Annotated in this window: 6 protein-coding genes and 1 riboswitch; all 6 genes read left to right on the top strand. The window is 49.9% G+C overall.

Annotated features, from left to right (window positions below; genetic code table 11):
• Positions 1-635: ABC transporter permease (locus ACR0QE_RS12940; RefSeq protein ID WP_432628750.1), on the top strand; the 635-nt coding region annotated here is incomplete at its 5' end.
• The gene (locus ACR0QE_RS12945) at positions 635-1594 is read left to right on the top strand and encodes an ABC transporter permease (protein WP_432628751.1); all 960 of its coding nucleotides are present in this window, start codon (positions 635-637) and stop codon (positions 1592-1594) included. The genes ACR0QE_RS12940 and ACR0QE_RS12945, both read left to right, overlap by 1 nt.
• Positions 1595-1639: 45 nt before the next feature.
• Positions 1640-2941, top strand: a complete 1302-nt coding sequence (locus ACR0QE_RS12950) for an amidohydrolase family protein (protein ID WP_432628752.1) — start codon at positions 1640-1642, stop codon at positions 2939-2941.
• 85 nt (positions 2942-3026) lie between these two features.
• The gene (locus tag ACR0QE_RS12955; protein WP_432628753.1) at positions 3027-3611 is read left to right on the top strand and encodes a M48 family metallopeptidase; all 585 of its coding nucleotides are present in this window, start codon (positions 3027-3029) and stop codon (positions 3609-3611) included.
• 168 nt (positions 3612-3779) lie between these two features.
• On the top strand, positions 3780-5135 hold the full coding sequence (locus ACR0QE_RS12960) for an MATE family efflux transporter (RefSeq protein ID WP_432628754.1): 1356 nt from the start codon (positions 3780-3782) through the stop codon (positions 5133-5135).
• A 115-nt stretch (positions 5136-5250) separates the two neighbouring features.
• Positions 5251-5357: riboswitch (THF riboswitch) on the top strand.
• A 59-nt stretch (positions 5358-5416) separates the two neighbouring features.
• A complete protein-coding gene (locus ACR0QE_RS12965; protein ID WP_432628755.1) occupies positions 5417-5974 on the top strand; it encodes a folate family ECF transporter S component in 558 nt (185 codons plus the stop codon).
• The last annotated feature ends 36 nt before the right edge of the window (positions 5975-6010 follow it).

The raw sequence follows: 6010 nt of genomic DNA on the forward strand, positions 1-6010 counted from the left end.
ACATTGCACAGTATGTGATCAGTTTCTTTATCAACACCTACTATGTCAATCCGGTATCCCGCCAGTCAAATGCAGTCTCAAAGGCAGCGAGACTGACGCTGATGGACACGACGGTCGGAGATCTCAAGATGGATATTCCGCTCGGAATCATCCTCGCAGTAATCATCGCGGTTGCCGTAAAGTTCCTGCTTGACCGCACAACGTTCGGCTATGAGCTCAAGAGCGTTGGAACGAGCCGCAATGCCGCAAAATATGCGGGCATCAAGGTCGGACGCAGCATGGTCATGGCGTTTGTTGTATCCGGAGCGCTTGCCGGTCTTGCCGGTGTGACCTACTATCTCGGATATTTTGGATCCATTCAGCCGAAGGTGCTTGCAAGCACGGGATTTGATGCGATCGCAGTCTCTCTGCTCGCAAATTCCAATCCGATCGGCATTATTTTCTCCTCTTTCCTGATCACGGTGATCAGCAAGGGAAGCACCTATATGAACTCTGCTTCCGGTTTAGAGTCAGAGATTGCCTCTGTGATCACGGGTGTGATCCTTCTGTTCTCTGCCTGTGGCGCATTTATCCGCTATAAGGTCAAGAGCATGAAAGAGGAACTCAAGGAAAACGAAGAAAGGGGGAACCGCTAATGGAACGAATCATTATAGACGGACTTTCTTTTTCCCTGCCGCTGTTTATCATGGCGATCGGCGGTATTTACAGTGAGAAGAGCGGAATCACAAACCTTGCGCTCGAGGGACTTCAGGGCGTGGGTGCCTTCTTTGGTGCACTTGCTGCCGTGAGCATTGCGGGAAACTTTGCAGGAAATTCCCAGGTGCCTTACTATGTGGCAATTCTTTTTGCCGTGCTCGGAGGAACACTCTATTCCCTGCTTCACGCGCTCTTATGTATCCGCTTTAAGGCAAATCAGGTTATCAGCGGTGTCGTAATCAACATTCTGGCGACTGCGCTGACCGCTTTCCTTACAAAGTACATTAACCGCAGCGTCTTCGGTGCAGCTTCCGATAAGTTTGTTCTCGGCGTGTCTGCAAAGTGGACGATTCCGGGTCTCTCCCAGATCCCGGTGCTCGGTGCTGTGTTCAAGGATATTTACCCATTTGAGGTGATCATTATTGTCGCAGCGGTTGTCGCGTGGTATGTGATGTACAAGACTCCTTACGGCATGAATCTTCGCGCCTGCGGTGATAACCCGCACGCAGTCGATGCGGCCGGTGTCGATGTGGCAAAAGTCCGTCTGATTGCAGTCATGGTGTCCGGAGGACTTTCCGGTCTTGCAGGAATCAGTTTTGCGTACTCGATCTCCGCAAACTTTTCCTCAAGCATCTATGTCGGTTACGGATATCTGGCGATTGCAGCTCTGATCTTTGGAAACTGGACGATTCTTCCGACGCTCGGCTCCTGCCTGCTGTTCGGATTTGCCCGCTCCGGCGGATATTTTCTGGTTCAGAAACTTCAGATGCCGAGCAGCTATTCGGATCTCGTGATGACGCTTCCGTATGTGGTAACCCTTCTGCTTCTGATTTTCTTCTCGAAGTACAACCGTTCTCCGCGTGCACTCGGTGAGATCTACGACAAGGGCAAACGATAAGACAGACAGTGAGCAGTAAACTAAGAAGAAAATGGAGGTGGACGGATGAATATTCGTTTTTATAATGCAAGAATTCTGACGATGAATCAGAACACTGATATTCTGACCGGAGAAGTCTGGGTGGAGGGAAACCGGATCACCCACGTAGGACCGGTAAACACACTCGGCGCAGATTCTGTGAAGATTCTGGAGCAGCCGGTCTGGGACCGTGAGATCGATGCGAAGGGCAATCTGATTATGCCGGGATTCAAGAATGCGCATACCCACTCAGCGATGACGTTTCTGCGCTCCTACGCAGATGACATGCCGCTTCTCGACTGGCTGAACAAACAGATTTTCCCGATGGAGGCAAAGCTTCAGGGTGAGGATATCTACTGGCTGAGCCGTCTTGCGATTCTTGAATATCTGACAAGCGGAATTACGGCAAACTTTGATATGTATTTTCACCCGGAGCAGATTGCAAAGGCATCGGTGGACAGTGGATTCAGAACGGTGATGGTCAGCAGCCTCAATGATTTTTCTTCCTCACTCTCCGCGATGGAGGAAGAGTACAACACGTACAATCATTACCATGAGCTGATCGGATACAGTCTGGGCTTCCATGCAGAGTACACGACATCGAAAAAGCTGCTTGAGGGTGTGGCAGGACTTTCTCAGAAGTACAAGGCTCCGGTATTCTTACACAATTCCGAGACGGAGGCCGAGGTTGCCCAGTGTGTGGAGCGCTATGGCATGACCCCGACGACGTTTCTCGATTCTCTCGGAATGTTTGAGTACGGCGGAGGTGGATATCACTGCGTCTGGATGACGGAGGAGGATCTTGATATCTTTGCAAAGAAACATCTGATCGCTGTGACAAATCCGGGATCGAACACGAAGCTCGCAAGCGGAATTGCACCGATCTCCAAGATGCTTGAAAAGGACATCACCCTTGCAATCGGAACGGATGGACCGGCAAGCAACAACTGCCTCGATATGTTCCGCGAGATGTTCCTTGTCACGGGACTTGGAAAACTGCGCGAGAAGAATGCGGCGGCAGTTCCGGCGGACGAGGTTCTCAAGATGGCAGTCTCCGGAGGTGCCTATGCGATGGGACTTTCAGACTGTGACTGCCTTGCAGAGGGCAAGTTCGCAGATCTGATCATGATTGATCTTCATCAGCCGAATATGCAGCCGCTCAACAACATTGCAAAGAACCTTGTATACAGCGGAAGCAAGCAGAATGTAAAGCTGACGATGGTCAACGGAAGAATCCTTTATGAGAACGGCGAGTTCTCAACCGGTGTGGATCCGGAGGAACTTTACGAGAGAGCAAACACCATCATCACACGCATGCGCGAGAATTAAAATATGCGTTAAGTTTCCCTGAATTTGAGAGTTAAGGTTTTGATTTGACAGATAATAGATAGTAGGTAGTAATTAGGTTTCTGATATGAAAAAGCAGACAGAGAAGACCTGGGGCGGATACGATTTGATCCGCACCTCCAGGAAGACGATCGCCATCCAGATTACTTTGGATGGCGATGTTACCGTAAGGGCGCCGAGAGACTGCGACAAGGCGGAGATTGATGATTTAATCCGGGACCGCAGAGAGTGGATTGAGGAAAAAGTCGAAGAATTCCTTGCCCAGAAAAAAGTGCGCGAGAAGAGACAGGAACAGTTTCCTGAGATCACTCCGGAGAATGAGCCGGAGTTTCGTCGTCTCGCAAAGGAGAAGATTCGCAGTCGCGTTGCGTTCTTTGCGGAGCGTGTCGGTGTGGATTACGGAAAAATCACGATCAAGGATACGAAGTCGCGCTGGGGAAGCTGCAGTTATCAGGGCAATCTGAATTTTTGCTGGCGTTTGATTCTGGCGCCGGAGGAAGTGCTCGACTACATTGTGGTGCATGAACTGTGCCACAGATTGGAGATGAATCATTCCGCGCGTTTCTGGGCGGAGGTCGGGCGGGTGCTTCCGGAATATGAGAAGAGTAAGGCGTGGCTGAAGGAAAACGGGCTGGCGCTTCTTGAACGCTGAAAAAAGCCGTTTATTTTGGGGATTTTCTTTCACGGTGCGGATAGCAAAATTAAAGGATGTGTTTTGACAGAACGTCAAGTTTTAGCATGTGTCAGTTAAGACATGGGATGACAAAACAAAAAACTGGGTGGAAAGACAGACAGGATAGAAAGATAGGTAAAACGGTTTATGACAAATGATATGACAAAGGGAAGTCCGGTACGGCTGATCCTTGCTTTTATGATTCCCGCGTACCTGGGAAATATTTTTCAGCAGTTTTATAATCTTGTGGATGCGGTGGTTGCCGGACGGTACATCGGTGTGAATGCGCTTGCCGCAATCGGAAGCACAACTTCCCTAAACTTTATGGTGATCGGATGGTTGAATGGAATCACCAGCGGATTTGCGATCATGGTGGCACAGAGTTTCGGCGCAAAGGATTACAAGAAGATGCGCCACTATGTCGCAGTCTCGATCGAACTCTGTGTGGCGTTTGTTGTCGTGATGACGGTGGCACTTCTGACGCTCAACTATCCAATTTTGAGGCTTATGAACAGCCCGGATGAGATCATTAATCAGACGGCATCCTATCTCTCCATCATCTATGCGGGACTGTTTGTGACGGCTGCCTACAACGCCTTGGCGGCAGTGCTCCGCGCGCTCGGGGACAGCAAATCTCCGCTTTACTTTCTGATTATTTCCGCAGTTCTCAATGCGATTCTCGATGTGGTCTTTGTGATTAAGCTTCATGTCGGCGTGGAGGGCTGTGCGTGGGCGACTGTGATTGCGCAGGGAGTCTCCGCGCTCTGCTGTCTGATTTACATTATCCGGAAATTCCATATTTTGAAACTCTCTGCGGAAGATTTTCGTCTGGATTTCCCGATGATGGGAGAACTCCTTGGAATCGGCATTCCGATGGCACTCCAGTTTTCGATCACGGCGCTCGGAACAATCATTGTGCAGGGCGCGGTCAACAGCTATGGCTCGACCTATATCGCGGGATTTGCAGCGGCCGGAAAGCTCCAGAACCTTGTCACCTCAATTTTTATTGCCTTCGGTGCGACGACGGCGACATTTGTGGGACAGAACTGGGGCGCGGGAAGATTTGACCGCATCAAGCAGGGCGTCCGGGATACGCAGATCATGATTCTGATCAGCAGTGTGCTGATGATCCTGATCATTCATTTCTTCGGGGATGCACTGATCCACATCTTTATTGACGGAAGTCAGACGGAGGTGATGGGAGCGGCAAAATCGTATTTCCGCACCGTTTCCTGGTGTTACCCGTTCCTTGGAAGCATCTTTCTGTATCGAAATGCCCTTCAGGGACTCGGCTACGGCTTTGTGCCGATGATGGGCGGAGTATTTGAACTTGGGGCAAGATCCCTTGTCGTCATGGTGGTGGCAAGACTCGGCTACGGTTTTGTTGAGACCTGTGCCTCCGATCCGGCGGCGTGGATTGCAGCACTGATTCCGCTGATTCCTTACTTCCTCTATGTGATGAAGAAGACCTCAAAGAAATTAGAGCAGAGAGCAGACCGGTAAAAGGCAATTAATCAGATGGAAGCCTGAAACTGGCGGAGGCGAAGTCCCTTGCATGCAAAAAAGTGCTTTACAAAGGGAAAAAATGTGATAAAATAAGACAAAAATAAATAAGAGAAGCAGAGTAGGTCTGTGTGCGTCAAGTGCCAGCCGGACAGGGAGTTGCCGGCAGGACGAAAAAGAACGAAGAGGTTCTTTGCGGTGCATAGTCCGCATCCCGCTGCGAAGAGGATATGTCCATATCTCCTTTGTAGTTCGAGAGGTCTGCAGAGGAGGTATTTTTTATGAGTAAAATGACATCCCTGTTTGCCGGTTCTTATCGAGAATTCAAGAACGTCCGCACAATCACGACGGCGGCAATGTTTGGTGCGCTGTCCGTGATTCTCGGATATTTCACGATCCAGATCGGAGATTACATCAAGATTGGTTTTTCTACGATTGTAAACCAGTTTGTGTGCAGTCTGTTTGGTCCGGTTGTCGGTGCAGTGTTCGGCGGAACGATGGACATTGTAAAGTTCTTAATTAAGCCGACCGGTGCGTTCTTTCCGGGATTCACGCTTGTGGCGATTGTCGCAGGCCTGATTTATGGGTGCTTTTATTACAAGCGTCCGCTGACACTCTGGCGTGTCCTGCTTGCAGAACTTACGGTCTGTGTGATCTGCAATATGCTGATGAGCACCTATTTCCTGAGCATGCTTTACGGAAAAGGATTCTTAGCGCTGCTTCCGATGCGGGCGTTTAAGAATCTGATCATGTGGCCGATCAATTCGATCCTGTTCTACACAGTGAGAAAGATGCTTGAGAGTGCCGGAGTGGTTCGTCTTGTGAAGGGACACGTATAACTCAGAGTGGATGTCCCCCTCCTCTATAGGTGGGGG

This window comes from Brotaphodocola sp. (genome assembly GCF_050873065.1).
Classification (GTDB): domain Bacteria; phylum Bacillota; class Clostridia; order Lachnospirales; family Lachnospiraceae; genus Brotaphodocola.